This window comes from Methylobacterium sp. CM6247 (genome assembly GCF_054817925.1).
The window spans coordinates 2,781,165-2,804,077 of sequence record NZ_JBTXKX010000003.1 but is presented as its reverse complement, the minus strand read 5'-3'; the positions used below and the strand labels follow the sequence as shown (position 1 = coordinate 2,804,077).

Annotated in this window: 25 protein-coding genes; 16 read left to right on the top strand and 9 right to left on the bottom strand. The window is 66.3% G+C overall.

The genetic code is table 11. The features are described from left to right. Positions 1-10 precede the first annotated feature (10 nt). Both ACYQOP_RS14160 and chpT read right to left on the bottom strand, forming a co-directional pair. Positions 11-2,725, bottom strand: coding sequence for a hybrid sensor histidine kinase/response regulator (locus ACYQOP_RS14160; RefSeq protein ID WP_461222761.1), 2,715 nt, complete (start codon positions 2,723-2,725; stop codon positions 11-13). Positions 2,726-2,870: 145 nt separating this feature from the next. Next, complete coding sequence (gene chpT / locus ACYQOP_RS14155) at positions 2,871-3,605, bottom strand: histidine phosphotransferase ChpT (RefSeq protein ID WP_419952262.1); 735 nt, start codon at positions 3,603-3,605, stop codon at positions 2,871-2,873. A gap of 192 nt (positions 3,606-3,797) precedes the next feature. Here chpT and ACYQOP_RS14150 point away from each other — a divergent pair, with 192 nt between their 5' ends. After that, on the top strand, positions 3,798-4,655 hold the full coding sequence (locus ACYQOP_RS14150) for a 3'(2'),5'-bisphosphate nucleotidase CysQ family protein (protein ID WP_056424893.1): 858 nt from the start codon (positions 3,798-3,800) through the stop codon (positions 4,653-4,655). 14 nt (positions 4,656-4,669) lie between these two features. Here the strand turns inward: ACYQOP_RS14150 and ACYQOP_RS14145 are convergent, their stop codons facing one another. Continuing rightward, positions 4,670-5,107: a YHS domain-containing (seleno)protein gene (locus ACYQOP_RS14145; protein ID WP_419952263.1), complete on the bottom strand. Its 438-nt coding sequence runs from the start codon at positions 5,105-5,107 to the stop codon at positions 4,670-4,672. A 173-nt stretch (positions 5,108-5,280) separates the two neighbouring features. Between ACYQOP_RS14145 and ACYQOP_RS14140 the strand changes: the two genes are divergently transcribed. From ACYQOP_RS14140 to ACYQOP_RS14085, 12 genes are all read left to right on the top strand, one after another. Continuing rightward, positions 5,281-5,913, top strand: coding sequence for a DUF1134 domain-containing protein (locus tag ACYQOP_RS14140; protein ID WP_419952264.1), 633 nt, complete (start codon positions 5,281-5,283; stop codon positions 5,911-5,913). Positions 5,914-6,153: 240 nt separating this feature from the next. Continuing rightward, positions 6,154-6,900 carry a hypothetical protein gene (locus ACYQOP_RS14135; protein WP_461222760.1) on the top strand — a complete coding sequence of 249 codons (747 nt, stop codon included), beginning with the start codon at positions 6,154-6,156 and terminating at the stop codon, positions 6,898-6,900. Between the two features lie 159 nt (positions 6,901-7,059). Beyond that, complete coding sequence (locus tag ACYQOP_RS14130; protein ID WP_311274901.1) at positions 7,060-7,332, top strand: 3',5'-cyclic-nucleotide phosphodiesterase; 273 nt, start codon at positions 7,060-7,062, stop codon at positions 7,330-7,332. Between the two features lie 139 nt (positions 7,333-7,471). Continuing rightward, positions 7,472-7,780, top strand: coding sequence for a hypothetical protein (locus ACYQOP_RS14125; RefSeq protein ID WP_056424881.1), 309 nt, complete (start codon positions 7,472-7,474; stop codon positions 7,778-7,780). A 96-nt stretch (positions 7,781-7,876) separates the two neighbouring features. Then, a complete protein-coding gene (lysA, locus tag ACYQOP_RS14120) occupies positions 7,877-9,151 on the top strand; it encodes a diaminopimelate decarboxylase (RefSeq protein ID WP_461222759.1) in 1,275 nt (424 codons plus the stop codon). A 219-nt stretch (positions 9,152-9,370) separates the two neighbouring features. Then, complete coding sequence (locus ACYQOP_RS14115) at positions 9,371-11,995, top strand: TIGR02302 family protein (protein WP_461222758.1); 2,625 nt, start codon at positions 9,371-9,373, stop codon at positions 11,993-11,995. A gap of 99 nt (positions 11,996-12,094) precedes the next feature. Next, the gene (locus tag ACYQOP_RS14110; RefSeq protein ID WP_056424872.1) at positions 12,095-12,280 is read left to right on the top strand and encodes a twin transmembrane helix small protein; all 186 of its coding nucleotides are present in this window, start codon (positions 12,095-12,097) and stop codon (positions 12,278-12,280) included. Positions 12,281-12,425: 145 nt separating this feature from the next. After that, the gene (locus ACYQOP_RS14105) at positions 12,426-13,043 is read left to right on the top strand and encodes an acyloxyacyl hydrolase (protein ID WP_056424869.1); all 618 of its coding nucleotides are present in this window, start codon (positions 12,426-12,428) and stop codon (positions 13,041-13,043) included. Positions 13,044-13,075: 32 nt separating this feature from the next. Then, positions 13,076-13,648 carry a cob(I)yrinic acid a,c-diamide adenosyltransferase gene (locus tag ACYQOP_RS14100; protein WP_461222757.1) on the top strand — a complete coding sequence of 191 codons (573 nt, stop codon included), beginning with the start codon at positions 13,076-13,078 and terminating at the stop codon, positions 13,646-13,648. A gap of 220 nt (positions 13,649-13,868) precedes the next feature. Then, on the top strand, positions 13,869-14,618 hold the full coding sequence (locus ACYQOP_RS14095) for an electron transfer flavoprotein subunit beta/FixA family protein (RefSeq protein WP_056258098.1): 750 nt from the start codon (positions 13,869-13,871) through the stop codon (positions 14,616-14,618). Positions 14,619-14,752: 134 nt separating this feature from the next. Beyond that, positions 14,753-15,703: an electron transfer flavoprotein subunit alpha/FixB family protein gene (locus ACYQOP_RS14090; protein ID WP_461222756.1), complete on the top strand. Its 951-nt coding sequence runs from the start codon at positions 14,753-14,755 to the stop codon at positions 15,701-15,703. 209 nt (positions 15,704-15,912) lie between these two features. Further along, on the top strand, positions 15,913-16,794 hold the full coding sequence (locus tag ACYQOP_RS14085; protein ID WP_207412617.1) for a 3-hydroxybutyryl-CoA dehydrogenase: 882 nt from the start codon (positions 15,913-15,915) through the stop codon (positions 16,792-16,794). 195 nt (positions 16,795-16,989) lie between these two features. On the opposite strand, the gene ACYQOP_RS14080 is transcribed toward ACYQOP_RS14085, so the two are convergent. The 3 genes from ACYQOP_RS14080 to upp all read right to left on the bottom strand — a co-directional run bounded on the left by ACYQOP_RS14080 (position 16,990) and on the right by upp (position 19,226). Beyond that, positions 16,990-17,292, bottom strand: coding sequence for a flagellar basal body-associated FliL family protein (locus ACYQOP_RS14080; RefSeq protein ID WP_056424851.1), 303 nt, complete (start codon positions 17,290-17,292; stop codon positions 16,990-16,992). Between the two features lie 169 nt (positions 17,293-17,461). Further along, entirely contained in the window at positions 17,462-18,478 is a 1,017-nt protein-coding gene (locus tag ACYQOP_RS14075) for an NAD(P)H-quinone oxidoreductase (RefSeq protein ID WP_461222755.1), read from the bottom strand. Positions 18,479-18,563: 85 nt separating this feature from the next. Further along, complete coding sequence (upp, locus tag ACYQOP_RS14070; protein ID WP_461222753.1) at positions 18,564-19,226, bottom strand: uracil phosphoribosyltransferase; 663 nt, start codon at positions 19,224-19,226, stop codon at positions 18,564-18,566. A gap of 215 nt (positions 19,227-19,441) precedes the next feature. Here upp and ACYQOP_RS14065 point away from each other — a divergent pair, with 215 nt between their 5' ends. After that, positions 19,442-19,615, top strand: coding sequence for a hypothetical protein (locus ACYQOP_RS14065; RefSeq protein ID WP_461222752.1), 174 nt, complete (start codon positions 19,442-19,444; stop codon positions 19,613-19,615). A 169-nt stretch (positions 19,616-19,784) separates the two neighbouring features. Here ACYQOP_RS14065 and ACYQOP_RS14060 read toward each other — a convergent pair whose 3' ends face one another. Further along, positions 19,785-20,240 carry a DUF2852 domain-containing protein gene (locus ACYQOP_RS14060; protein ID WP_056424840.1) on the bottom strand — a complete coding sequence of 152 codons (456 nt, stop codon included), beginning with the start codon at positions 20,238-20,240 and terminating at the stop codon, positions 19,785-19,787. An 83-nt stretch (positions 20,241-20,323) separates the two neighbouring features. Then, positions 20,324-20,968 carry a TetR/AcrR family transcriptional regulator gene (locus tag ACYQOP_RS14055; RefSeq protein WP_461222751.1) on the bottom strand — a complete coding sequence of 215 codons (645 nt, stop codon included), beginning with the start codon at positions 20,966-20,968 and terminating at the stop codon, positions 20,324-20,326. Between the two features lie 194 nt (positions 20,969-21,162). Here ACYQOP_RS14055 and zigA point away from each other — a divergent pair, with 194 nt between their 5' ends. Together zigA and ACYQOP_RS14045 are read left to right on the top strand one after the other, a co-directional pair. Continuing rightward, complete coding sequence (zigA, locus tag ACYQOP_RS14050; RefSeq protein ID WP_461222750.1) at positions 21,163-22,380, top strand: zinc metallochaperone GTPase ZigA; 1,218 nt, start codon at positions 21,163-21,165, stop codon at positions 22,378-22,380. After that, positions 22,380-22,709, top strand: a complete 330-nt coding sequence (locus ACYQOP_RS14045) for a hypothetical protein (RefSeq protein WP_207412624.1) — start codon at positions 22,380-22,382, stop codon at positions 22,707-22,709. Before zigA ends, ACYQOP_RS14045 begins: the two co-directional genes overlap by 1 nt. Here ACYQOP_RS14045 and ACYQOP_RS14040 read toward each other — a convergent pair. Then, entirely contained in the window at positions 22,699-22,890 is a 192-nt protein-coding gene (locus ACYQOP_RS14040) for a DUF1192 domain-containing protein (RefSeq protein WP_207412625.1), read from the bottom strand. The two genes, ACYQOP_RS14045 and ACYQOP_RS14040, sit on opposite strands and share 11 nt — an antisense overlap. Positions 22,891-22,913: the final 23 nt, after the last annotated feature.

Genomic DNA, 22,913 nt, shown 5'->3' with positions numbered 1-22,913 from the left:
AAGGCCGTGTTCAGGCGGCTTTGGGAAGGCTGACGATGTCGATTTCGCTCAGGGCCGAGATCAGCCCGCTGCGGTCGAACTTCGCCACCAGATCGAGGATCGAAAGCGACCGGGCGCGCTCGATGGCATCGACGCCCACCGTGCCGGAGAGGCCGATGACCGGGAGCTGCGAGACCCGCTCGTCGCCCTTCCGCATGGCGGCGACCAGGTCGAAGCCGTTGCGGCCCGGCATTTCCAGGTCGCACACCACCACGTCGATCCGGCTGTTGTTCACCAGGGTGGTGAGAGCGGCTTCCGCGCTTCCGGCGGTGATCACGTTGTAGCCGGCGGCCTTGAGGACCGGGCTCAGCATGTCGCGGAAGAAGGCGGAATCGTCGACCAGGAGCAGCGTCGCGCTGCGCTTCTCCGGCTTGTGCGCGCCCCGCGCCCAGTCGTCATAGGCGAGCGGCAGGAAGTGGGCGATGTTGATGATTTCGGTGGCGCGGCCGCGCAGGACCGCCGAACCGATGAGGTCCGAACGCTCGGCCGCGATCTCCACGTCGAGGCGCTCCTCGACGATGTCGATGATCTCGTCCACGACCAGGCCCATGGCCCGTTCGCCGTCCGAGAACACCACCAGCGCCTGCGTGCCTTCGCTCCTGATCTCGATCGATTGATCGGCCGGGACCAGCGGCATGAGCCGGCCACGGTACTGGATGAGCGGGCGTCCGCCGACCCACTCGATCTTGTTGGCTTCGATCTCCTCGAGCCGTGTCACGAGCGAGAGCGGCACCGCCTTGAAGCTGCCTCCGCCGCCCTTGAATACCAGCAGCGTCGCCTTTGCGTCGGCGGCATCGGTCTCCTCCGGCTCGGCATCCACCGGGATGACGCCGGTTTGCGTGCCCTGGCTGACCTGGCGGGCGATGCCGTTCGGATCGACGATCAGGACCACGGCACCGTCACCGAGAATGGTGTTGCCGGCGAAGAGCGGCAGATGGCGCAGCTTCGACGACATCGGCTTCACGACGATTTCTTCCGTGTGGAAGACCTCGTCCACGAGGATGCCGAAACGCTGGCGTCCGACCTGGGCGACGACGACGAAGCCGGAATCGATGCTATCGGCGTTCTCCTGCTGCCCGAGCACCCCGGTCAGGGTGACGATCGGGAGAAGGCGCTCGCGCAGGCGCAGCACTGGCGAGCCGTTGATGCGCTCGACCTTCTGGGCCGTGGCCTTGTCGACGCGCACGAGTTCCAGCACCGCAACCTGCGGCACGGCGTAGCGAAGGTCGCCGGCCTTGACGATGAGGGCGGCGATGATCGCCAGCGTGAGCGGGATCTTGATGGTGAAGGTAGTGCCGCGGCCGAGCTGCGTGTTGATGTCGATGACGCCGCCGATCAGCTCGATATTGGTCTTCACCACATCCATGCCGACGCCGCGGCCGGACACCGAGGTGACCGCCTTCGCCGTCGAGAAGCCGGGATGGAAGATGAACTTCGCCACCTGGGCGTCGGTCATCTTGTCGATCTCGGACTGGCTCGCGACGTTGCGCTCCACGGCCTTGCGGCGGATGGCGGCGAGATCGAGGCCCTTGCCGTCATCGGCGATCTCGATCGTGATCGTTCCGCCCTCGTGATAGGCGGCGAGGCGGATCGTGCCACGGGCCGGCTTGCCCGCCGCTTTCCGGTCGGCGGTGGATTCGATCCCGTGGTCGGCCGAATTGCGCACCATGTGGGTGAGCGGGTCCTTGATGACCTCGAGCACCTGACGGTCGAGTTCGGTCTCGGCGCCGCTCATGATGAGCTCGATCTGCTTGCCGAGTTCCGACGACAGGTCGCGAACCACGCGCGGCAGCTTCTGCCAGGCATTGCCGATCGGCTGCATGCGCGTCTTCATGACGCCTTCCTGCAGCTCGGCCGTCACATGGCTGAGGCGCTGCAGGGGAACCTTGTAGGTGGAATCGTCGTGGCGACGGGCGATCTCGAGGAGCTGGTTGCGGGTCAGCACCAGCTCGGACACCATCGTCATGAGGTGTTCGAGCGTGTCCACGTTGACGCGGATGCTCTGGACCTTCGAGGCTCCGCCCTCGGATTCCCCGGAGGGAGCGTCCGACCCGTTCTTCCGGTTGGCGCCCTTCGAGGACGAATCCTCGGCCAGCGACGCAGGTTCGAACTCGGGAGCGGTGAATTCGGGCTGCTTCGGTTCGGCCATGGCGACGGGGGCCGGCTCGAGGGGGAGCGGCTCCGACAGGTCGGGGCCTTCGGCTTCGAGGAAGGCGCGCTCCAGATCGTCGAGGGAGACTTCGCCGGGCTTGAGCTCACGCACGACGGGGTCGGGGAGCTTTGTCTCGACCACGGCGGCCGGCGCCACGAACGGGGCGGCCGACATGGCGTCGAGGGCATTGATCAGGTCGTCGTCGTTTCCGGCCGGCTCGGTGCCGGCGATCTCGAGATCGCCGAGGATCTGCTTGAGCCGGTCCAGCGTCACGAGGATCAGGCTGACGGCGGGGCTGCTCACCGGCATTCCGTCGCGGAACTGGCCCATCAGCGTCTCGGCTGCATGCGCCAGCGCTTCCAGGCGCGGAAGGCCGAGGAAGCCGCACGTGCCCTTGATCGTGTGGACGAGGCGGAAAATGTTCCGCAGGATCGTCTGGTTGTTGGGGTCCTGCTCGAAGCGGACGAGTTCGGCGTCCACCGTGTCGAGATGCTCTGCGCTCTCGGTCAGAAACTCACGCAGCAAGTCATCCATTAGAGGCACTCGGTCCAGACGCGCACTAGGTTTGTGCGAAGTCCACCTTGAGGCCGACAGGTTAGTGAAGAGTTTCGAGAGAGAGACAAATCCACAAGTCGCGGCAGGATTTGATTGAGTCCTGCCGCGACAGTCGGGCCCGTGATCAGGCGAGCGAGGTTTCGGGGGGCTCGCTGTCGGAGGGGCGGGTATCCTCGACCGGGGCAGCGGCGGGGGGCGAGGCCGGCGCGACGGCGGCTGCCACGGGCTCCGCGCTGATCGTCACTTCGTCGCCTTCGATCCCGAAGCGCACGTTCATCGCGGCGACGCGGGCGACGAGGCCCGCATAGAACGGCAGGATGCTGTGTGCGTCCACCGCGCCGTTCTCCGGCGTTCCCGCGATCAGATCCTCCACATGCGCCGGGATGCGGGCATGCGACCCCTTCGACCTGATGACGATGGAGGGAGCCTCGCCGTCGCCGCTCACGACGACGTCGATGCGGCCGCCGCGCGGGATCGTGGTGGTGGCGATCATCACGAGGTTGAGCAGGAGCTTGACCTTGTTCTTCGGATAGAGCGCCTGCGGCGCGCTCCAGGTCAGCTGGGTCTTCTCGTCGCCGAACATCCCGCGGGAGACCTTCTCGGCATCGGCGAGGTCGATCGAGGCGCCCGCCGATCCGGCGGCGCCGAAGGCGATGCGGGCGAATTGCAGCCGCGCCGAGGCCTGTTTCGCGCTCTTGCTGATGAGTTCGAGGGCGAATTCCCGCATCGAGGTGTCGCTCTCGTCCTCCAGGACTTCGAGCCCGTTCACGATGGCGCCGACGGGGCTGATCACATCGTGGCAGACGCGCGAGCACAGCAGCGCGGAGAGATCGAGGGAATCGAGATCGACGGGGGTCATCGTGCTCTCCGCACAGGGCAATGAATGGGCCGCCGATGCGGCCGGTCCGTCGGCTCCGAGAGATGAAACCGACTGGGTGCGGCACCGATAGACGGCACAGCATGCTTTGAAAAGCGACGCGACGAGTGCGTAGGACGCTTTGAAGCCAACTCTAGAGTCGACAAGGCGCGGCTCGCAAGGCAAGACTTTCCCATGCCCCTCGATCCGCGGATGCGCGACAGCATCGCGACGACATTGACCGACATCGCCTGCGAAGCGGGCGACATCCTCCGACGACATCATGGTGGCGATTGCGCACACGTGATCAAGCCGGACGGGACCCCTTCGAGCGTCGCCGATATCGCCTCCGAAAAGCTGATCATCGAAGCGCTGAAGCAGCGTTATCCGACGATCCCGATCGTTTCCGAGGAGTCCACTCACGACCTGCCGCCGGCCGACCTGTTCTTTCTGGTCGATCCATTGGACGGCACGCGCGATTTTCTCGCGGGAAACCCGGATTACAGCGTCAATATCTGCCTGATCGAAGGAAACAGGCCGGTGGCCTCGGCCGTGGCCGGTCCGGGTATCGGCCGCGTCTGGGGGGCCGGCGTCACCGCGTTCGAGGCGGTGATCCATCGCGGGCGACCGACGGGTCGGAATGCGATCCGGGTCAGGAAAGTACCGGAGGACGGGCTCGTGGCCCTGGTCAGCCGCCGCCACGGCGACACCGAGACGGAGGCCTGTCTCGCCGGCCTTCCCATCGGTCAGAGGCGGGGCGTGGCCTCGGCCCTGAAATTTTGCCTCATCGCCTCGGGCGAGGCCGATATCTATGTCCGCTGCGGCCCGACCATGGAGTGGGACACGGCCGCCGGAGATCATGTGCTGACCACGGCCGGCGGCAGGGTCGTCGTGCCCTCCGGGCGCGAGATCACCTACGGCCATTACCGCATCTTCTACCGTAACGGCCCTTTCGCAGCCCTTGGGGATCCAAGCTATACCAGCCGTCTCGGACTGCCCGATCGGGGGCCCAACCTGAATACGATCCGGGAAGGGCACACCGCGCGGCCCTGACCGGGGCGCCCGTGTCAGCGGGTCACGCCGTCCTCCGTGAGCGACTTCAGGCTCGGCCACGTCTCTTCCGCCACCCCTATGATGGCGGGAGACGCCACGACCTTCGCGCGATGTTCAGAGTTGCGGAACAGGTAGAGCGCATCCCCCGTCGGACCGGGCAGGATCGCGAAGACCAGCGGGTCCGTATCGACGATCCGGCCATCGACGATCCCGATCGGATCGTAGCCGCCGAGACGCGGTGCGTAGACCGACGGCGCATCCCGGAACGCCGCGAGATTGCTCGCCTTCGAAAAGCGCCAGGTCCGGTTCTTCCAGACCCATTCGTAGGTGGCTTTGCCGGCGACCGGCTGGCCTTCGGGGTCGAGGAAGTAGCTCACCGCGTCGAAACCGTTGAGGGCGATCAGCCCCTGCCCCGCCGAGGCGCTTCGAGGTGCGGCGAGGCACGACGCCAACGCGACCCCTCCGAAGTTACGCCGCGTTAACCCTATCATGCGGTACTTCATGCTCGACTCGGCGCGACGCAAGCTCGTCTCTCCGCTCGTCCCGGACCGGATAGACCCATTCGGCAGAATGTGGGTGATCGGGACGGATGTCGAACCATTGATGGGCGAACATGGAGCTCCGGATGACAGATCCTTCGAATCCCCTCTCCGCATCCGCCGAGCCCTCGCCGCTCATCACCCGTCGGCGCGTTCTGAGCCTCGGCGTGGCAGCCGCCGCGCTGTCGATCGCCGCGTCCGTCGCCCCGGCTCTGGCCTTCGACGAGCCGCCCCCCGGCCGTTTTCGTCCGGCCGAGATCGTGGATAACGGGCATAAGTTCTTCGGCTCAATGTCGCGCGGCCTCGCCCTCACCGTCGAGGAAGCGACCCGCCGCTGGGGCGAGCCCAACGGCTACATCCTCGGGCAGGAAGCCTCCGGCGCCATCGTCGGCGGCGTCCGCTACGGCGAAGGCACACTCTATACCCGCAATGCCGGGCAGCGCCGGATCTACTGGCAGGGACCGTCCATCGGGTTCGATGTCGGCGGCGACGGCGACCGCACGATGATGCTCCTCTACAACATGCCCTCGGTCTCCGGCCTCTACCGGCGCTTTGCCGGGGTCGACGGCTCGGCCTATTTCATCGGCGGGTTCGGGATGACCGCCGTCACGAATGACGGGATGGTGGTGGTGCCGATCCGGACCGGTGTCGGCGCGCGCCTCGGGATCAATGTCGGCTACCTGAAGTTCACGTCGAAGCCGACTTGGAACCCGTTCTGATCCGGTTCGCCCGGCTCGGTCGGCGGCGGCTTATTCCAAGCCGTTCAAAGGATTGGTCTCGCACGGGGGAAATGGTTTAAAGACGTTCATGCTGAGGTCTGTCGGCTCGCGAATCTGGCCTATGCAAGCCTGCGGCGGCGTGCCAACGCGAGCCTGCTTAGACCGTTGAAATCTCGCAGGTTTCAAAGCGCAGAACCGGTGACCACTTTTGCGAAACCTGCTTAGGAAGAGCATCCCCGCGTGATCGAAACCGTGATGATCTTCGCGCTCGGCTTCCTTGCGGCGAGCCTCTGCGCCCTCATGGTCCTGCCGGCCGTGAACGCCCGGGCGATCCGTCTCTCCAAGCGTCGGCTCGAAGGGCTCGTCCCCCTCTCCGCCTCCGAGATCGCCGCCGAAAAGGATTTCCTGCGCGCGCGTTTCGCCGTCACCCAGCGTCGTCTTGAACGGAAGGTGGAAGCCGCACGCGCGAGCCGCCATTCGGATATGGCTGCCATCGGAGCGCGGACCCTCGAGATCGCCGCCCTGGCTCGAAATGTGGAGGAGCGGGATGCCACCCTCGCATCCACGAGAGCGACCCTCGACGGCGTCGAACGCGACCTCGCCACCGCGCGCGCGGAAGGAACCCTCAGCCTCGCCACGCTCGAAGTCCTGGAGAACGCCCATCGCGATCTCATCGACGATCTCCATGCGCTACGCAGCCCAGTGGCATCGTCGGAGACCGTGGAAGGAGACACCGCCAGCGACGAACCCGCGCCGGATCTCCAAGCCCGCTACGTAGCGCTTCTGGAGGAATGCGAGGCGCTGCGAGCGGCAAAGGTGCCGCAGGCCAACGTGCAGCAAGACCAAGAGATCGCCGTTCTTCGCCAGCGTATCGTCGAGGTGGCGGATTCGCTGCTGAGGCAGAACCGGCTTCCGTCCGTCGATGTTTTTCCCATGCCCGGCGCGCAGGCCGGCCCTGTTCCCTTGAAACAGGCCGAACGGGTCTGATCAGCCGCCGAAGCCTGACAGGCTTGTTGCAGGTCATGGAAGCTGTGGCGTAGAAGCCGCGTTGTTCATGGGATGACCACCGGCGTGCCTTGTTTCGACCATGCATAGGCATCATCGGGTTCGTCACATCTCCACTGTCTGAGACGGATCTCGTTCCCTATGGCATTCAAGTCGACTTCGCTTGCCCTCGCTCTCGCCACCATGGCCATGTTCTCGTCGGCGGCGGCTTTCGCTCAAGCCGCTCCCCAGACGAAGCGGGGCAACGAGACGTTGAAGAAGTATTGCACCGGCGATTACCTCACCTATTGCGGGAACCTCTCTCCCGATGATCCGGCGGTGGACAAGTGCTTCCAGACCAACTGGACCAAGCTGTCCGAGAATTGCCGCCGCGCGATCGACGCCTACGAGAAGACGGGCGGCAAGAAGGGCTGACCAGCCCGGCTGACACGAAGGTTTGATCCCCTTCCCTGAGGCCTCCGGGCCTCAGGCTGCACAAAGCGTGGCCGTTGCGCTCGCATCGGCGAGCGGCAGCGGCTATGATGCCGCCGCCTGAGGTGCCGGACCCGCGTTGATGTTGTTTCGTTCCCGACTGACGTTGCTCCTCGCTGTGGGCTGCGTGGCCCTCGCCGGTTCCGGCTGCGGCCGGCGCGGTGCCCTGCAGGCCCCTGATACGCGAGCACCGGTGCAATCCTCCGGGATCGGCCTCGGAGCGTCGCCGGTGGCGGATGCGACCGCGGTGGCCGATGGCGACGACCTCGACCCGACTGCGATTTCCGGTACGCCCCAGGCGATCTTCGAGGCTCCCGTACAGACCTCGAGGGGCGTCAAGCGCGGCTATACCGTCCCCAAACAGCCCTTCATTCTCGATCCGCTCCTCTAGATTGACGCGGGCCTGACGTCCGTCCCGACGGGGCTATGTCGGGCGTGCCGTCTTCTGTCAGGTTCGCGTTTCGGGATTCGCGTCCCAAGGCCCGCCATGCACCATTTCCAGTATCGTGACGGCCGGCTGGCCGCCGAGGATGTCGACCTGACCGGCCTCGCGGCCGAAGTCGGCACGCCGTTCTATTGCTACTCCACGGCGACGCTCGAGCGGCATTACCGCGTCTTCGCCGAAGCCTTCGCGGGAGACGACGCCCTCGTTTGCTATGCGATGAAGGCGAATTCCAACCAGGCGGTACTCACCACCCTGGCCCGTCTCGGGGCGGGGATGGACATCGTCTCCGAGGGAGAGTTGCGGCGGGCGCTTGCCGCTGGCGTCGATCCGCAGCGGATCGTGTTCTCCGGCGTGGGCAAGACCCGCGAGGAGATGGCGGCGGCCCTGCATGCCGGCATCTACTGCTTCAACGTGGAGAGCGAGCCGGAGCTCGAAACCCTGTCCGAGGTGGCCTCTTCTCTCGGGGCGACCGCTCCGGTCTCCGTCCGGGTCAACCCGGACGTGGATGCCGGGACCCATGCCAAGATCTCCACCGGAAAATCCGAGAACAAGTTCGGTATCCCCATCGGACGCGCGGCCGAGGTCTATGCCCGCGCCGCCTCCCTGCCGGGGATCGCCGTGTCCGGCGTCGACATGCATATCGGCAGTCAGATCACCGATCTCGCACCCTTCGCCCATGCGGCCGGGCTCCTGGCCGAATTGGCGCGCAGCCTGATGGCGCAGGGTCACCCCCTGCATCACATCGATTTCGGCGGCGGTCTCGGCATTCCCTATCGCGAGGACAACGCCCCTCCCCCGGAGCCCGCCGCCCTGGCGGATATCCTGCGCCCGCATTTCCGGCCCCTCGGCCTGCGCCCGGTCTTCGAGATCGGCCGCATGATCGCGGGCAATGCCGGCATCCTCGTGACCCGCGTCCTCTACGTGAAACGCACGGAGGGCCGGACCTTCGTCATCGTCGACGCGGCAATGAACGATCTGATCCGCCCGACACTCTACGAGGCCTACCACGCCCTTCGCCCGGTCATCGAGCCCGGTGCCGACACGCCCCGCCTCATCGCCGACGTGGTCGGGCCGGTCTGCGAGAGCGGCGACTATATCGCGCTGGCCCGGGATATCCCCGATGTCGCACCGGGCGACCTCGTCGCCGTGATGACCGCGGGCGCCTACGGGGCTGTCCAGGCCGGAACCTACAATACGCGCCGCCTCGTGCCAGAGGTTCTGGTGAGCGGCGACCGCGCCGCCATCGTCCGGCCGCGTCAGAGCTACGACGACCTCATCGGCCTCGACCGCGTGCCCGACTGGCTGCGGTCGGACTAAGCAGGTTTAGTAAAAGTGGTCACCGGTTTTGCGTTCCGAAACCTGCGACACTTCAAAGGCCTAAGCGAGGTGAAGCGTTGGCTCGCCAATGCGAACCTGCTTGGCCGCGCAGCCGCGATGCGGGTGGGCCGATTTGACCCGATCGCCGCGCGCCGCCACCATGCTAGGCTGACATGGCGGGATGCCTGGAGCATTCCCCGCCTCGGGAGCCCAAACAGAATGGACGAGGCCGACGCGACGACCTCCAAAGCGACCCAGATGACGGCGCCGAAGACGCCGGCAGCCCGAAGCCGGCTCGATCGGCTCGTGTCGCAATCGCAGGCCGCCGGATTGTGGGAACGTGCCTGGCCGCTCGTCTGGCGGGCGCTTGCCGTGGTCCTGGCTTTCCTCGCGGCCTCGTGGCTCGGGCTCTGGCTCGATCTGTCGCCGTTCTGGCGTATCGCCGGCCTCGCCGCCTTCGCCCTCGCCTTTCTCGCCGCTCTGGTGCCGCTGGTCCGCCTATCGCGCCCGAGCCGCCGCGAGGCACTGGCCCGCCTCGACCGTGACGCCGCCGACGGCGCTTCGTCCCACAATCCGGCCTCGGCCATCGAGGACACGCTCGCCGTCGGAACGACGGACCCGGCGACGCAGGCGCTTTGGGCGCTGCATCAGCGCCGCGCAGCCGAGGCCGTCTCCCGTTTGAGCGTCGGCCTGCCCCGTCCGGGCATGCCGCGCCGCGACCCCTTCGCCCTTCGCGCCGGCCTCGTCGTGGCGGCGTTGGCCAGCCTGTTCGTCGCAGGCCCGGAATGGCGCCAGCGCATCGGGAGCGCGTTCGACTGGCACGAGGCCGCCGGCCCGGGACCGAACTTTCGCGTCGATGGCTGGATCGATCCGCCGCTCTATACGAGGCTTCCGCCCCTCGTCGTCACGATGAGCGGGACCGAGCAGCGCCTGCGCGCACCGGTCAACTCGACGCTGATCGTCCGGATCGCCGGCCAGGGCGATGTCGTGCTGACGCCGAATGCGGGTTTCAAGCCTCTCCCCGGCAAGGAAGCGCGTCCCGACCTTCGTGAGGACCGTTTCCAGCTCGTCGGCGGCACCGCCGATCTCATCATCGCCGCGGGCTCGGCGCCCAAGCAGCATCTCATCGTCGAGACCATCCCGGACCTCGCCCCGGAAGTCCGGCGCGTCGGCGCCCTGGAGGTGAATGCGCGCGGCACCTTCAATCTGAGCTACCGCGCCAAGGACGATTACGGCATCGCTTCGGCCGACGGGATCGTCGAGCCCCTGACAGGCGGTCGCTCCCTGGTGCCCCTTCCGAAGATGCCCCTCGCTTTGCCCTCGGACGCGAGCGGCGAGACCGATACGAAGACCCTCGTGGACCTCACCGACAATCCCTGGTCGGGCGCGCGGATCCGGCTGACCATCGTGGTGAAGGACGAGGCCGGTCAGGAGGGGCGGACCGAGACGGCGGAGATCACGCTGCCGGCCCGGCCGTTCCGCGAGCCCCTGGCGCGCGCCCTGGCCGAGGAGCGTCGACGCCTCGTCACCGCTCCCGACGAAAGCCGGCGCCGGGTGCAGACCGCCCTCGACGCGCTGATGATCGCACCGGACCAGTTCACGCCGCAACCCTCGATCTTCCTCGGGTTGCGCACCGCGTCCCGCCGGCTCAAGGCGGCACGGACCGACGAAAACCTGATCGAGGTGGCCGACCTGCTGTGGGAGATGGCGCTCAAGATCGAGGATGGCGACCTCTCCGATGCGGAGAAGAGCCTGCGCGCTGCCCAGGACAGGCTGAAGGACGCCATCGACCGCAACGCGCCGGACGAGGAAATCAAGAAGCTGACGGAGGACCTGAAACAGGCCCTCGACAAGTTCATGAAGCAGATGGCCGAGCGCCAGCAGAAGCAGCCTCAGCAGCAGGGCGAGAAGGGCAAGTCGCAGCAGAACGCCAAGACCGTCACCCCGGACGATCTGAACAAGATGCTGAAGGACATGGAAGAGGCGATGAAGCGCGGCGACACCGCCGAGGCGCAACGCCTGCTCGAACAGCTGCGCAGCATCCTCGAGAACCTCCAGACCGCCGAGCCGGGAGCCAAATCCGACCCGAATGGCCGTGAGATGAGCAAGCAGGCCGAGGAACTCGACAAGATGTCCCGCGAGCAGCAGGCGCTCCGCGACGAGACCTTCAAGGACGGCCAGAACAAGCGCGGCCAGCAGCCCGGGCAGAAGCAGGGCCAGAAGCCCCAGCGCGGCCAGCAGGGGCAGCAGCAGAATGGCGACCAGGGCCAGCAGGGCGGAGAGCAGGGCCAGCAAGGGCAACAGGGTCAGAAAGGCCAGAAGGGCGAGCAGGGCCAGGGTGGCGCCGGCGAACGCCAGCAGGCTTTGCGCCAGCGTCTCGAAGATCTGCAGAAGCGGATGAAGGAGCTCGGGATGCAGGGCGAGGAAGGCCTCGCCGATGCCGAAGAGGCGATGCGCGACGCCGAAGGCGCCCTCGGCGAGGGCAAGGAAGGCGATGCCGTCGACGCTCAGGGCCGCGCCCTCGATGGGCTCAAGCGCGGCGCGGACGGCATGCAGAAGCAGATGGAGGAGATGGCCCAGGGCGAGGGTGAAGGCGAGGGCGAGCAGGAGGGTGGCGAGAACCCGAGCCAGCAGGGGCAGGCCGGCAATCGTGACGACGATCCGCTCGGCCGTCCGACCAAGGGCCGCGACCTTTCCGACGGCCGTGGCAAGGTCCCGACCGCCGACGAATCCGCGGTTCAGCGCACGCGCCGGATCATGGAGGAGTTGCGGCGCAAGCTCGGCGATCCGAGCCGGCCCAGGGAAGAGCTCGACTATTTCGAGCGCCTGCTCCGGCGAAACTGATGGTCGCACCCGTTCCGCGGGTGCGATCCCCTGCCCTATGGGCTAGGGGATCGGCGGAGCCATATGGGCTCCGTCCCCCCGTTCCGAGCGCGAGCCTCCATGTCATCCAACACCCTGGTCCTCGTCGCCTGCCTCGCCGTGGCCGTCGTGCTGTTTCTCGGTCTCATCAACATGATGCGCGGGGGCAGCGCCAACCTGTCTCAGCGGCTGATGCGCCTCCGCGTACTGCTCCAGTTCTTGGCGATCATTTTCATCATGGGCGTCGTCTGGTGGCGCTCCGCCTGAGCAATCATCACATCTCGGTGAGTGTGGCGGCTGGGTCTCACCTCTCGTCTAAGACGATATCGGGACGGGATTACTGATCGTCCGGGCTGACACCAGCGTATTCCTGCGTGGTAGGAAGGTCGGGTTCACTTTGGATCCGTCATCGATGCAAGCCATCTGCTCTCGCCTGGTCGCCGGCATTCTCGCCCTGCCCGTCGTGTGTTCCGCCCAGGCCGCCGATCTCGGATCGCCGCCTCCCGCCGCGGCCTACGTCACGCCTGTCCAGCCGCTGAGCATCGTGTCCGAAGTGCGTATCGGCGGGGCCGTGCAGGATCCCGGCAGCGCCGAGAAGAACACCAACGCCATCAACGGCGAGATCCTGTTCTCCAAGCCGGTGGTGAGCCTCGATCCGTTCTGGCAGGCCTTCGTGCCGCGCCCGACCGTGGGCGGCAGCTACAATTTCGATGGTCGCACCAGCTTCGCCTATATCGGCGCGACCTGGACGGTGGACCTCTTCCCGCAGACCCTGAACAACCGGGTCTTCCTCGAAGGTTTCTTCGGCGCGGGCGCGCATAACGGTTATACCGGCCTGAAGGCCAACGCACCGGCGGGCTTCAACGCCCTGGGCTGCAACCCGCTCTTCCGCGAAGCGGCGGCGCTCGGCTATCGTCTGACCGAGCATTGGAGCATCATGGCCACCGTCGAGCACATGTCGAATGCCGGCCTGTGCCACGAGAATCGCGGCCTGACGAATTTCGGCGGCAAGATCGGCTACACGTTCTGAGCCCGATGCCCGGATCTGAGATCGGATAACCCTTGGTCACCCTGAACCGCATCTACACGCGCACCGGCGACAAGGGCTCCACGGCGCTCGCCAATGGCGAACGTCGCTCCAAGGCGGATCTGCGGGTCGAGGCCTACGGGACGGTCGATGAGACCAATGCCTGTATCGGTCTCGTCCGTCTCCACGCCGATATCGTCCTCGACGCGATGCTCGGCCGTATCCAGAACGATCTGTTCGACCTCGGGGCCGATCTCGCGACCCCGGAAAGCGACGAGCCGCCGGCCTACGAGCCTCTGCGTATCATCGCCAGCCAGGTGAAGCGGATCGAGGCGGATATCGACGTGCTCAACGCCGAGCTGTCGCCGCTGAAATCCTTCGTATTGCCCGGCGGTTCCGCGGCCTCAGCCGCGCTCCATCTCGCCCGTACGATCTGCCGCCGGGCCGAACGCCTGACGGTGGCCCTCGCCGCGGTGGAGGGCGAGCGCGTTTCGCCCGAGGCGCTGCAATACCTCAACCGCCTGTCGGACTTCCTTTTCGTGGCGAGCCGCACGGCCAATGCCAATGGAGCCGACGACGTGCTCTGGGTTCCAGGCAAGAACCGCTGAAGCGGGAAATCTGGTAGACCGCATACAAGCGAGCGTAAATTACGGATCGCATGTGTTCGACGCGGGGCTAGACTGTCGCACGCGTTGACAAGTCTGAAATCCCCCCGTTACGGTCCGCCGCTTCATTCCAAGAGGGTGCCCGGACCTTCGACCGCGTCGAAGGCCCCTCGCGCGCTGCGCCGGCCCTTGCCAAGAAAATCATTGGAGGATTGTGACCGCCATGAAGGTTCTGGTGCCCGTCAAGCGGGTCGTCGACTACAACGTCAAGATCCGCGTCAAGGCCGACGGTTCGGGCGTTGAACTCGCCAACGTCAAGATGTCGATGAACCCGTTCGACGAGATCGCCGTCGAAGAGGCGATCCGTCTGAAGGAGAAGGGCAAGGCGACCGAAATCGTCGCCGTGTCCATCGGTCCGCAGCAGGCGCAGGAGACCTTGCGCACGGCTCTCGCCATGGGCGCCGACCGGGCGATCTTGGTGAAGACGGACGGGCTCGTGGAGCCGCTGGCGGTGGCCAAGATCCTGAAGGCCGTCGTGGAGAAGGAGGCCCCCGGCCTCGTCATCCTCGGCAAGCAGGCCATCGACGACGATTCCAACCAGACCGGGCAGATGCTCGCCGCCCTGCTCGATTGGCCGCAGGGCACATTCGCGTTCAAGCTCGAATTCGGCGAGGGTTCGATCGACGTCACCCGTGAGGTCGATGGCGGCCTGCAGACCGTCACCCTCGCCCTGCCGGCGATCGTGACCACGGATCTGCGCCTGAACGAGCCGCGCTACGCGTCGCTGCCCAACATCATGAAGGCGAAGAAGAAGCCCCTCGAGGAGCTGAGCCCCGATGCGCTCGGCGTCGACGTGACGCCGCGGGTCAAGGTGCTGAAGACCGTCGAGCCGGCCGGACGCAAGGCGGGCATCAAGGTCGGCTCCGCGGCCGAACTGGTCCAGAAGCTGAAGGGCGAAGCCTCGGTCATCTGAGCTTCAGGCTCCGTCCACGCTCCGGCCGTCGCAGGATGGCCGGCGCCGGCCCACAATCCTTATCCTCGGCCGCAATCCGGCGCGACGCCGCGACGGATGCCAGGCCGCACCGCATATGAGGTTCGACGCATAGCATGGCCATTCTCCTCCTCATCGAGCACGATAACGGCGCCGTGCGCGACGCCAGCCTGAAGGCGCTCTCCGCCGCCAAGGAAATCGGCGGACCGATCCACGCCCTGGTCGCCGGTGCGGCGAGCCGCCCGGCAGCCGATGCCGCCGCCGCCCTCGACGGTGTCGAGAAGGTGCTGCTGGCCGAGGATGCCGCCTACGACCACGCTCTGGCCGAACCGACGGCGGCGCTGATCGTCTCTCTCGCTGGCGATTACGACGTGATCATCGCCGCCGCCTCCACCACCGGAAAGAACGTGCTGCCGCGCGTAGCCGCCCTTCTCGACGTGGCGCAGATCTCCGACATCATGAGCGTGATCTCGCCCGACACGTTCGACCGGCCGATCTATGCCGGCAACGCGATCCAGACCGTCCAGGCCGCCGAGGGCAAGAAGGTCATCACGGTCCGCATGGCGGCGTTCAAGGGCGCTGCCGCCGGGGGATCGACGGCTCCGGTGGAGCCCGTCACAGTGAGCGCGCCCGCTTCGTCCAAATCTACCTTCAAGGGCGAGGAGATCGCCCAGTCCGACCGGCCCGAACTGGCCGCCGCCAAGATCATCGTCTCGGGTGGCCGCTCGCTCGGCTCCTCGGACAAGTTCAAGGAGCTCATCGAGCCGCTGGCGGACGCTCTCGGCGCGGCCGTGGGTGCCTCGCGTGCCGCCGTCGACGCGGGCTACGCTCCGAACGACTGGCAGGTCGGCCAGACCGGCAAGGTCGTGGCGCCGGACCTCTACGTGGCGGTGGGCATCTCCGGCGCGATCCAGCATCTGGCCGGCATGAAGGATTCGAAGGTCATCGTCGCCATCAACAAGGACGAGGATGCGCCGATCTTCCAGGTGGCGGATTACGGCCTCGTCGGCGACCTGTTCCAGATCGTCCCCGAGCTTCAGGCCGAGATCGCCAAAGCCAAAGGTTGATCCGGACCGGATCAGAACGATGGAACTCCGCCGCAGCCATCCGCGGCGGAGTTCTTTTCCCATTTAAGCGCTTGCCCGGGCTGCACCTCAGCGAGAAAATGATCTAGGAATTTTGTGCGCCGCATTTCAATTGCGGCGCCAACGCCTCGATCGCTAGGCGGGCGTTCTGCGGCCGAACCGGCCGCGCCTCAGGGGTGCGAGTTCAAGCGATGGCCATCGAGATCAAGACCGTCGGAATCATCGGCGCCGGCCAGATGGGAAGCGGCATCGCCCATGTCTGCGCCATGGCCGGACTGGACGTGCGGCTGAACGACCGCGACACCGCCCGTATCCATAGCGGGCTCGCGACGATCGACGGCAATCTGGCGCGACAGGTCTCCAAGGGTACGATCACCGACGAGCAGAGGCGCAGCGGCGTCGCCCGTATTCAGGCCGCCGAGAGCTATGACGACCTCGCCCCCTGCGATCTCGTCATCGAGGCGGCGACGGAGGACGAGGCGACCAAGCGCCAGATCTTCACCGCCCTGTGCCCCTCTCTGAACCCCGACGCCATCGTGGCGACGAACACGTCGTCGATTTCGATCACCCGCCTCGCCGCCGCGACCGACCGGCCGGAGCGGTTCATCGGCATCCATTTCATGAATCCGGTCCCCGTCATGCAGCTCGTTGAGCTGATCCGGGGCATCGCGACGGCGGACCCGACCTACGTTTCGGCCAAGGCCTTCATCGCCAAGCTCGGCAAGACCTCCACCATGTCGGAGGATTTCCCGGCCTTCATCGTCAACCGCATCCTGCTGCCGATGATCAACGAGGCGATCTATACGCTCTATGAGGGCGTCGGCTCCGTGGAGGCCATCGACACCGCGATGAAGCTCGGTGCCAACCATCCGATGGGACCGCTGCAGCTGGCCGATTTCATCGGCCTCGATACCTGCCTGTCGGTGATGCAGGTGCTCTACGAAGGACTGGCGGATTCGAAGTACCGCCCCTGCCCGCTTCTGGTGAAATATGTCGAGGCCGGCTGGCTCGGCCGGAAGACGAAGCGCGGCTTCTACGATTATCGTGGAGAAGTCCCGGTTCCGACCCGCTGAGAGTAGGCGGAACGCGAAGGCTTAGGTCCCGAGTTGCGGTCGTAGCTCTTCAAGCAAAGACCTCTTGCGAGAGGTCCCACCGGATCAACGATGCTTCTTAAAGAAGACGCTACGGCTTCGAAGCGGATAGGTCCGCCGCAATGCCGTAGCGCGCTGTCGTCATTGCCGGTCGCTGGGACCGACATGATGTCTGGATTATTTCTGGCCGCCATTGGCCGAAGGTTGGGCCGGCGCCGGGTAGGCTGGGTTGCCAGCGGGAACGTTGCCGGTATTCGCCGACGAGGTTCCGTTTCCGGACCCGTTCACGGAGCCGGTGACCTGACCACGGGAGGCGTCCTGGCTCTGCGAGGCGTAGTCTTTCGGAGAGTTCGCACCCTGCCAGGTCATCAGACCGGTGATGGCGATGGCGAGGAGGACGAGGCTGCCGATCAGGACGTAGAGGACCGGCTTGCCCTTCTTGCCCTGACGCGCGTCCTGGCCGTCGAGTCGTTCTGCCATGGGATACCTTTCGAAGCTCGGCCGGGGACGGCCGTCATGTTCAACCTGAGACGCGGATGTCCCATTTGGTGGATTGAACGCGACGGCCGAGCTCCCTGTTCCGAGTCGATTGGCCCTGCTCGCGGCATATGACGCAAAAGCCGCAGCTACATCCAGGTTAAGCCCTGCGTCACCTCCCGGTCGTCAGCATGATCTTGCCGAGATGCGCACTGGATTCCATGAGCGCATGGGCCTCGGACGCCTTCTCCAAGGGGAAGGTGGCATGGATGATGGGCTTCATCCGGCCATCGGCGAGGAGGGGCCAGATGTCCCGGCGCAGGCCCTCGGCGATGGCCGCCTTCTCCGCTTTGGGACGCGCCCGCAGGGTCGCACCGGTGAAGGTGAGCCGCTTCATCATGATCGGCGTCATGCTGAAGCTCTCGACCTTGTAGCCCTGCATGAAGGCGATCTGCACGAGACGTCCCTCGATCGCCAGGGAGGCCAAGTTGCGGGCGAGGTAAGGTGCGCCCACCATGTCGAGGATGACATCGACGCCCTTGCCCTCGGTGAGGCGCTTGATCTCCTCGGCGAAATCCGCCTCCCGGTAATTGATCGCCTCGTCGGCGCCGAGCTCCTTGCAGAAGGCGCATTTCTCGGCGGATCCGGCGGTGGCGAAGACCCGCGCGCCGTGGAGCTTCGCCATCTGGATCGCCGTGGAGCCGATGCCGCTCGATCCGCCATGGACGAGGAAGCTTTCGCCCGACTTCAGCCGCCCGCGCTCGATGACGTTGCTGTAGACGGTGAAATAGGTCTCCGGCAGTCCGGCGGCCTCGATCAGCGAGAGCGGCGCCGGGCGCGGCAGGCATTGTCCGGTTTCGGCCACGGCGAATTCGGCGTAACCGCCGCTGATGGTGAGGGCGCAGACCTCGTCGCCGATGGCGAAACCCTCCGCCCCCTCGCCGAGGGCCGCGATCCGGCCGGCGACTTCGAGGCCCGGGATCTCGGTCGCCCCTTTCGGCGGCGGATACTTGCCTTCGCGCTGCTGGATGTCGGGCCGGTTCACGCCGGCCGACACGACCTCGATGAGCACCTGGCCGGGACCGGGCTGGGGCAGCGGCACCGTCTCAAGCGTCAGGACGTCCGGCCCACCTGCTCCCGCGAACCGGATCTGGCGCATGGTCTCGGGCAGGTCTGGGCTTGACGTCATCGCATCACATCTCCGGTTGGCGTGACCCGTCATGTGCGGCCGGAGGGCGGGTTGGCAAGGGCGCAGTTGGTAAGCGAGGAATGTCTCAGCGGGTGCCGTACATCCGGTCGCCGGCATCGCCGAGGCCTGGCACGATATAGCCGTGGTCGTTGAGGTGGCTGTCGATGGAGGCGGTCCAGACCGGCACGTCGGGATGCGTCGCCTGGAGCTTGGCGACGCCTTCCGGCGCGGCGAGGAGGCAGACGAAGCGCAGGTCGCGAGCGCCGCGCTGCTTCAAGAGGTCGATGGCCGCGATGGCCGAATTGGCCGTGGCGAGCATCGGGTCGAGGACGAGGACGGTGCGGTCGGCGAGGTCGGACGGCGCCTTGAAGTAATATTCCACCGCCTCCAGCGTCTCCGGGTCGCGATAGAGCCCGACATGGGCGACGCGCGCGGAGGGCACCAGCGACAGCATGCCGTCGAGGAAGCCGACGCCCGCGCGCAGGATTGGGGCGAGAACCAGCTTCTTTCCGGCGATCTGCGGTGCCTCCATCGCCTGGATCGGCGTCTCGATCGTCACCCGCTCCAGGGGAAGGTCGCGGGTGACCTCATAGGCGAGGAGCATCCCGATCTCGTTGAGGATCTGGCGGAAGCCCTTGGTCGAGCGCTCCTTCTGGCGGAGGAGGGTCAGCTTGTGCTGGACCAGGGGATGGTCGACCACCGTGACCGTCGCGCGGATCTCCGCGCCGGGACCGTCCGTATTCGCCATCGCCTTCACTCCCCCGAGAACCGGCCCACCGTGCCACGAGCGGCACCGGACCGACCCCACGCTCTCTTGAGCTCCCGCCCTTATGGCCCCCCGGGGCATGAAAATCCGATAAAGAAGCTCGGCCATGACGCGGTGAGGGGCGCGTCCCGGTCGTCGGAGCGATGCAAACAGGGTGGTCCGGGTCGTCGATGAAACTTATCCGAAACAGTACGCCCATGAGCAAGTCCGCCCGTAACGACAGGGTCCGCTATCGCGCCACGTTCCTCAATACGCTCGGGGCGTCCCTGGTGATGGTCGGCTTCTTCCTGCCGGGGATGCGGCTCTACGAAGGGTTTGACCACCGCCTGTCCCGCTCCGAGGCGTGGAGCGTCTCGCTACGGTTCTTCTAGACCGAGCCGGGTGCGGTGAGCGTGACGGCCCTCATCCTCGGCTTCTGCCTGCACTTCATCGCCCTGCATCACCTGAAGAAACTGCAGGATTGATCTCGCCGCCGGACAAACGAAAAAGGGCTCCCGGCATCGCTGCCGGAAGCCCTCCTTGCCCCGAATGGGGGATCGGTCAGACGCTCTGCGTCGGGCCGCTATTGTTGCGCTTGGCCATGAAGGCGTCGAACTGCTCGCGGTCCTTGGCGCGCTTCAGTTCTTCCACGAACTCGGCGAAGGCGCGGCTCTCCTCCTGCAGCGCCTTGCGCTGGGCATTGAGCCGGTCGAGTTCGGCGCGGCGGTAATCGTCGAAGGCAAGGTTGCCGGTGCCGCGCAGGTCTGCGGCCTCGAACGCCTGGGCGAAGCGCGACTTGCGCATGCCCGCCTGCCAATCGGATCCGCGGCCGATCATGCCGCGCAGTTCGGACAATGCCGGGTAACCCGCCACCTTCCAGGCGATGTAGGCCGCCGCCAACGGCCACCAATAGAAGAACGCGACGACGACGGCGCCGATCTCGAAAGAGCGGCGGGGAAACGGACCGCTGCGGCAGGCTTTGCCGGTGGCCCAGGGAGAGGTCGAGGAAAAGCTCACGGCTCACAGCTCCGATGTTAATGTGAACCACATTTACTTGCGAATGCGACGTGGCGGTTTCAAGGGTCGTTTTCAGGAGAGTGTCAGGCCGAGGGTCGGGGGCGTCCCGCGCCATGGACGAGGGCCAGCACGCCGGCGCGTAGCAACTCGTATTTGTCTGGCATTCCCGGCCCCTTCGGCAGATGGCCGGAAGCCGCGAGCGTGGCGAGCCCGTGCGAGAGGGCCCAGACTTCCAGGGCGACGAAACGAGGCTCGACTCCGCCGAATCCATCCGGAAACGTCGATTTCAGCGCTTCGAGCAGAAGGTCGAAGGGGCTGGGCCTGGGCGGGACGTCGGAGGCTGCAGAATCCGCTGCCATCGGTGCGCCACGCGTCTCGAAGATAGCGGCATAATAGCCGGGCTCTTCCTCGGCGAAGGCGAGATAGGCCTCGCCCATTCGGGTGAAGCGCTCGAGAGGTGTTCCGCGTGAGGTGAGGGAGCGTGCCAGACGCTCGGCGAGGTCGGTGAAGCCACGGCCGGCCACCTCCTCCAGCAGAGCTTCGCGACCCCGGAAATGACGATAGAGCGCGGCCGGAGTCACTCCGACGAGGCGTGCCGCATCGACCAGGGTGAAACCGCCCACGCCGCGTTCGGCGATGAACCGGCGCGCCGCTTCGATCAGCGCCTCTTTGAGGTTGCCGTGATGGTAGCTGCGCCGGTCTCCCGGTCCTTCTCGCCAGGGTCGCACTGGATTCCATCCTCGGGCGATCGCCGGCCAGCGGCTGCACCTTTGCCGCGACTCTGCCGGGATGGCCCTCCCCTAACACGCGGAGCGCGCTTTTCGACCCTCCTCTGCCTACCCGTGGACAGAGATTTTCAAACGGGATTGACAGGGACGATCCCACGAATTGTAATAGTATTACATTACATAGTGGATTTCCGATGAGCCAGCGCGATCACCGTCTCCCCGTCACCGTCCTTTCCGGCTTCCTCGGTGCCGGCAAGACCACGCTGTTGAACCACATTCTCAACAACCGCGAGGGACGACGCGTCGCCGTGATCGTCAACGACATGAGTGAGGTGAACATCGACGCGGCCCTGATCCGTGAGGGCAGCGCCAACCTCTCCCGCACCGACGAACGCCTGGTGGAGATGACCAATGGCTGCATCTGCTGCACGCTGCGAGACGACCTCCTGGCCGAAGTCCGGACGCTCGCGGAGGAAGGGCGGTTCGATTACCTCCTGATCGAAGGCACCGGCATCGCCGAGCCGCTACCGGTGGCGAGCACCTTCTCGTTCCGCGACGAAGACGGGGCTGCGCTGAGCGACGTCGCCCGCCTCGACACCATGGTCACCGTGGTCGACGCGGTGAGTCTCCTGCGCGATTACGGTTCGACGGCGTTCCTGCGCGACCGGGGCGAGAGTGCGGGCGAGGAGGATGCCCGGACCCTTGTCGACCTTCTCGTGGAGCAGATCGAGTTCGCCGATGTGGTCGTCCTCAACAAGGCCGGTGATGTCGGGGCGGATCAGCTCGCTCTGGTCCGCTCGGTGATACGTGGGCTCAATGCCGATGCCCGCATCGTCGAGGCCTCCTATGGCCGCGTCCCCCTCGACCAGGTTCTGGATACCGGCCTGTTCAGCGAGGAGAAGGCGCAGGAACATCCGCTCTGGTTCAAGGAGCTCTACGGCGCCGCCGATCACGTGCCCGAAACCGAGGAATACGGGATCGGCTCCTTCGTCTACCGGGCTCGCCGTCCCTTCGCCCCCGAGGCCTTCGATGCCTTCACCAAGGTGACATGGCCGGGCCTCATCCGCGCGAAGGGGCATTTCTGGCTGGCGACGCGGCCGGACTGGGTCGGCGAATTCTCCCTCGCGGGTTCCATCGCGCGGGTTTCGCCGATGGGGGCGTGGTGGGCCTGCGTACCGAAGGCCCGCTGGCCGGAGGATGCGGAGTGGCGTAGGCATCTGTCCCGGAACTGGAGCGAGCCCTGGGGCGACCGCCGCCAGGAACTCGTCTTCATCGGGACGGGTCTCGACCAGGCAGCGATCACCGCCGCACTCGACGCCTGTCTGGTCGGTTCCGAGGAGGTGACTCGGTTCGATCCGGCGCCCTACCGCGCCCTGCCCGATCCGTTTCCCGCCTGGCAGCGTGCCGCCTGATGGCGTTCTTTTCCCTCAAGGATGCCCGCGCCCGCTCGGCCGCACGGTCGGCCGATGCGGCGAGGCTCAAGGGCGCGCTTCGCCTGGGTCTCGGGCTCGGCGAGGATGACGTCCTCGCCGTCAACGAAATCGCCTGTGGCGAGCCCGGCTGCGCCGATCGCGAGACCATCGTCCTGGTGATGCGGGTCGGCGAGCCGACGCGGGCGCTGAAGATCGCGCGTGGACTCGAGGCGGTCGTGGCCGACGACATCGCCCGGCTGGGCGAGGAAGAGGATGCCATGAGGCGGGAGGGCGCGGCCCCGCCCGGGGAGTCCGCGCCTACAGTTTGAAGATCGATGATGCCCGGTCCAGCGCGGATTTCTTGCCGGTTCGGGCCGATTCCAGCCGCTCGATCTCGGCGCGCAGCAGGGCGATCCGCTCGGCGATCTCGTCGAGGGAGAGTGTGTCGAGGCTCTCGCCGATCGTATGGGAGACCGTGCGCTTCGGCCGGTCCGTGTCGTCGTCGCGCATGGCTTGTCCCCCTGTCTTCCGGC

What these genes read in the sequence shown, in the direction of transcription:
- ACYQOP_RS14130 (WP_311274901.1), top strand. Translation starts at nt 7,060, where the DNA reads ATGGCATTCAAGTCGACTTCGCTTGCCCTCGCTCTCGCCACCATGGCC.
- lysA (WP_461222759.1), top strand. Translation starts at nt 7,877, where the DNA reads ATGCACCATTTCCAGTATCGTGACGGCCGGCTGGCCGCCGAGGATGTC.
- ACYQOP_RS14160 (WP_461222761.1), bottom strand. Translation starts at nt 2,725, where the DNA reads ATGGATGACTTGCTGCGTGAGTTTCTGACCGAGAGCGCAGAGCATCTC.
- chpT (WP_419952262.1), bottom strand. Translation starts at nt 3,605, where the DNA reads ATGACCCCCGTCGATCTCGATTCCCTCGATCTCTCCGCGCTGCTGTGC.
- ACYQOP_RS14150 (WP_056424893.1), top strand. Translation starts at nt 3,798, where the DNA reads ATGCCCCTCGATCCGCGGATGCGCGACAGCATCGCGACGACATTGACC.
- ACYQOP_RS14140 (WP_419952264.1), top strand. Translation starts at nt 5,281, where the DNA reads ATGACAGATCCTTCGAATCCCCTCTCCGCATCCGCCGAGCCCTCGCCG.
- ACYQOP_RS14045 (WP_207412624.1), top strand. Translation starts at nt 22,380, where the DNA reads ATGGCGTTCTTTTCCCTCAAGGATGCCCGCGCCCGCTCGGCCGCACGG.
- ACYQOP_RS14090 (WP_461222756.1), top strand. Translation starts at nt 14,753, where the DNA reads ATGGCCATTCTCCTCCTCATCGAGCACGATAACGGCGCCGTGCGCGAC.
- ACYQOP_RS14115 (WP_461222758.1), top strand. Translation starts at nt 9,371, where the DNA reads ATGGACGAGGCCGACGCGACGACCTCCAAAGCGACCCAGATGACGGCG.
- upp (WP_461222753.1), bottom strand. Translation starts at nt 19,226, where the DNA reads ATGGCGAATACGGACGGTCCCGGCGCGGAGATCCGCGCGACGGTCACG.
- ACYQOP_RS14080 (WP_056424851.1), bottom strand. Translation starts at nt 17,292, where the DNA reads ATGGCAGAACGACTCGACGGCCAGGACGCGCGTCAGGGCAAGAAGGGC.
- ACYQOP_RS14110 (WP_056424872.1), top strand. Translation starts at nt 12,095, where the DNA reads ATGTCATCCAACACCCTGGTCCTCGTCGCCTGCCTCGCCGTGGCCGTC.
- ACYQOP_RS14065 (WP_461222752.1), top strand. Translation starts at nt 19,442, where the DNA reads ATGAGCAAGTCCGCCCGTAACGACAGGGTCCGCTATCGCGCCACGTTC.
- ACYQOP_RS14085 (WP_207412617.1), top strand. Translation starts at nt 15,913, where the DNA reads ATGGCCATCGAGATCAAGACCGTCGGAATCATCGGCGCCGGCCAGATG.
- ACYQOP_RS14105 (WP_056424869.1), top strand. Translation starts at nt 12,426, where the DNA reads ATGCAAGCCATCTGCTCTCGCCTGGTCGCCGGCATTCTCGCCCTGCCC.
- ACYQOP_RS14125 (WP_056424881.1), top strand. Translation starts at nt 7,472, where the DNA reads ATGTTGTTTCGTTCCCGACTGACGTTGCTCCTCGCTGTGGGCTGCGTG.
- zigA (WP_461222750.1), top strand. Translation starts at nt 21,163, where the DNA reads ATGAGCCAGCGCGATCACCGTCTCCCCGTCACCGTCCTTTCCGGCTTC.
- ACYQOP_RS14095 (WP_056258098.1), top strand. Translation starts at nt 13,869, where the DNA reads ATGAAGGTTCTGGTGCCCGTCAAGCGGGTCGTCGACTACAACGTCAAG.
- ACYQOP_RS14040 (WP_207412625.1), bottom strand. Translation starts at nt 22,890, where the DNA reads ATGCGCGACGACGACACGGACCGGCCGAAGCGCACGGTCTCCCATACG.
- ACYQOP_RS14075 (WP_461222755.1), bottom strand. Translation starts at nt 18,478, where the DNA reads ATGACGTCAAGCCCAGACCTGCCCGAGACCATGCGCCAGATCCGGTTC.